The organism is Lentzea kentuckyensis, assembly GCF_002150765.1.
GTDB classification, from domain to species: Bacteria; Actinomycetota; Actinomycetes; order Mycobacteriales; family Pseudonocardiaceae; genus Lentzea; species Lentzea kentuckyensis.
On record NZ_MUYM01000237.1, the window covers coordinates 1 to 2,644 of the forward strand.

Annotated in this window: 2 protein-coding genes; both read right to left on the bottom strand. The window is 65.7% G+C overall.

The genetic code is table 11. The annotated features are described in order from the left end of the window. Nucleotides 1–1,289, bottom strand: a 1,289-nt coding sequence (locus tag B0F77_RS46305; protein ID WP_211294381.1) for an ABC transporter permease subunit, incomplete at its 3' end; no start/stop codon positions are given. Then, the gene (locus B0F77_RS46310) at nt 1,286–2,590 is read right to left on the bottom strand and encodes an ABC transporter substrate-binding protein (protein ID WP_086669361.1); all 1,305 of its coding nucleotides are present in this window, start codon (nt 2,588–2,590) and stop codon (nt 1,286–1,288) included. The genes B0F77_RS46305 and B0F77_RS46310, both read right to left, overlap by 4 nt. Nucleotides 2,591–2,644 lie beyond the last annotated feature (54 nt).

The window sequence follows — 2,644 nt, forward strand, 5'->3', positions numbered from 1 at the left end:
GCGGCCTGGATGATCGTGAAGATGATGATCACGCTGAGCTGCGTGTCGTACAGCCCGGTCTCCTTGGCCAGGAAGTACAACGGGTACACCATCGCCTCCTGCGGCAGCGTGTTCGCCACGAGGAAGGCGACCAGGATCCACAACCTGCCGCGGACCCGGCCGATGCCCAGCGCGTACGCGTTCAGCACCGACACGACGACCGCCAGCACCGCGACCGAACCGCTGATGATGAAGCTGTTGAGCAGTTTCTGTCCGAACCCGACCCGGTCCCAGAAGTCGATGATCCCCTGGAAGGTGATGTCGCTGGGCAACGCAAGCGGTCCGTCGGACGCGTACTGCGCCGGTGACTTCACCGCGTTCAACGCCACGATCACGAAGGGCGCCAGCATCACGACCGCGAGCACGATCAGCGACCAGAGCACGGCATGGCGTTTCACGTGCGCTCTCCCCGGTTCTGCACTTTCAGGAACACCGTGGTGAGGATGAGGATCAGCACCGTGAGGACGGTCGCGATCGCGGCGCCGTAGCCGACCTGGGTCTTCTCGAAGAAGTTCTGGAACGAGAAGTAGGACGGGACGTTCGTCGCCCCGCCCGGACCACCCCTGGTCAGCACGTAGATCGGCCCGAACACCTTCAGCGCGGATCTGCGGCACGGTCACGTGCCAGAACCGGCCCCACCACGACGCGCCATCCAGTTCGGCGGCCTCGTACAGCGACGGGTCGGCGCGCTGCAGGCCCGCCATGAAGATCACCACCGGATAGCCGAGCTGGATCCACACCATCACACCCATCACGCTCCACAGCGCGATGTCCGGGTCACCCAGCCAGTTCTGCCCCAGCGAGCCGAGTCCGACCGCACCGAGGAACTCGTTGAGCGCACCCTGCGGAGCCAGGATCCAGCTCCACACGATCCCCGCCACCGCGATCGGCAACACCTGTGGCAGGTAGACGCACGCCCGCAGCACGCTCGCCGCCCTGTCCCCGAACCTCTTGCCGATCACGTCGAACAACGCGGCCGCGATCACCAGTCCGGCGGCGGTCGGCAGGATCGCCATCGCCACCACGAGCGCCAGGTTGTGCTGGAACGACGACCAGAACGTGCTGTCGCCGAAGAGCCGCGTGTAGTTGTCCAGGCCTGTCCACTTCGGATCGCCGACACCCTGCCACCGGGTGAAGCTGATGCCGACGTTCATCACGAACGGCACCAGGATCACGGCGACCAACAGCAGTGCGCCGGGGATCAGGAACAGCAGATACGACCCGCGCTCCCGGATTGTCCTCGCGATCATTTGCCGACGTTCGCCAGGTTCTCCTGGTACGGCTTGGCCAGCTCGTCCAGCACCTGCCGCGGCGTGGCCGCGCCGGTGATCAGCTTCTGCACCGCGGAGACCTGCACCTCGTAGTAGCCGGGCGCGGGCCAGTCCGGGTAGAAGGCCAGGCGGTCCTGCGCGCTCAGGGTCTTGAAGTTCTTCGCGAGTTCCTGGATCTGCGGCGAGGCGGCGGACGTTCCACTGTCCACAATGGGCACGCCGCCCGCGTCCCGGAGCTTGTCCTGAATCTGCGGCGACATCGTGATCGCGATGAAGTCGTAGGCCAGGTCCTTGTTCTTCGAGCCCTGCGGCACCACCCACATGTTGCCGGCGGACCCGGCGGTCAGCCCCGGCCACAGGAACGACCCCCACTGGAAGTCCTTGATCCCGGCCGCCAGCCGCCCGTACCACCACGAGCCCGTGATCATGATCGGGTGCTTGCCCTGCATGAACGACAGACCCATGTCCTCGGCCTTCACCCCGGTCGAGTCCTTGCTGAGGTAGCGCTTGCCCACCCAGTCGGCGAACGTGCCGGCGCCGTAGGTCCACGCCGGGTCGTGGAAGTCCACCTGGCCGGTGTACCGCTGGAACCGGTCCACCCAGTCCTTGTTCGCCTTCGACAGCGCGAGCTGGTACATGATCTGGTGCGCCGGGTACTCGGCGCCGCCGACGGCGAGCGGCGTGATGCCGGCCGCGACGAACTTGTCCATCGCCGCCGTCAGCTCCTCGATCGTGGTCGGCACGGCGATGCCTTGCTGCGCGAACATGTCCTTGTTGTAGAAGGCCATCACGTACTCGGCGTAGTTCGGCACACCGAACCACTTGCCTGACCCCATCACGCCTCGCTCGTCATAGCGGGCGGTGGTCTGGATGCCTGGGCTCAGCTGCTTGTCCCAGCCGCGCTTCGTCACCTCGTCGGAGATGTCGGTCAGCAGTCCTTGCTTCGACAGCAGGCCCGCGGTGGCGTTGCCCTTGTTGTACTCCATGACATCCGGCGCGTCTTTGGAGTTCAGCACCATCGGTGCCGTCTTCTGGATCTGTTCGAACCCCTTCTCCTCGAATTCCACCTTCACACCGGGATGGGTCGACTCGAACTGCTTGACGGCCTCGGCCCACGCCACCCCCATCGCGCTGTCCGGGCCTTCGTAGTGCCAGAGTCTCAGCGTCCTGGGCCCGTCGTCACCGGACCCCGACCCACACGCGGTGATCGTCACCGCGGCCATCGCGGCCGCCAGCGTGACCGCCAGCGCCCGCTTGGACAGCCCCCTCGCCCCAGTCATCAACCCCTCCTCCGCACTACGAACGAAAAGTTGTCGAATTCGAATCGAATCGCT

What these genes read in the sequence shown, in the direction of transcription:
- B0F77_RS46310 (WP_086669361.1), bottom strand. Translation starts at nt 2,590, where the DNA reads ATGACTGGGGCGAGGGGGCTGTCCAAGCGGGCGCTGGCGGTCACGCTG.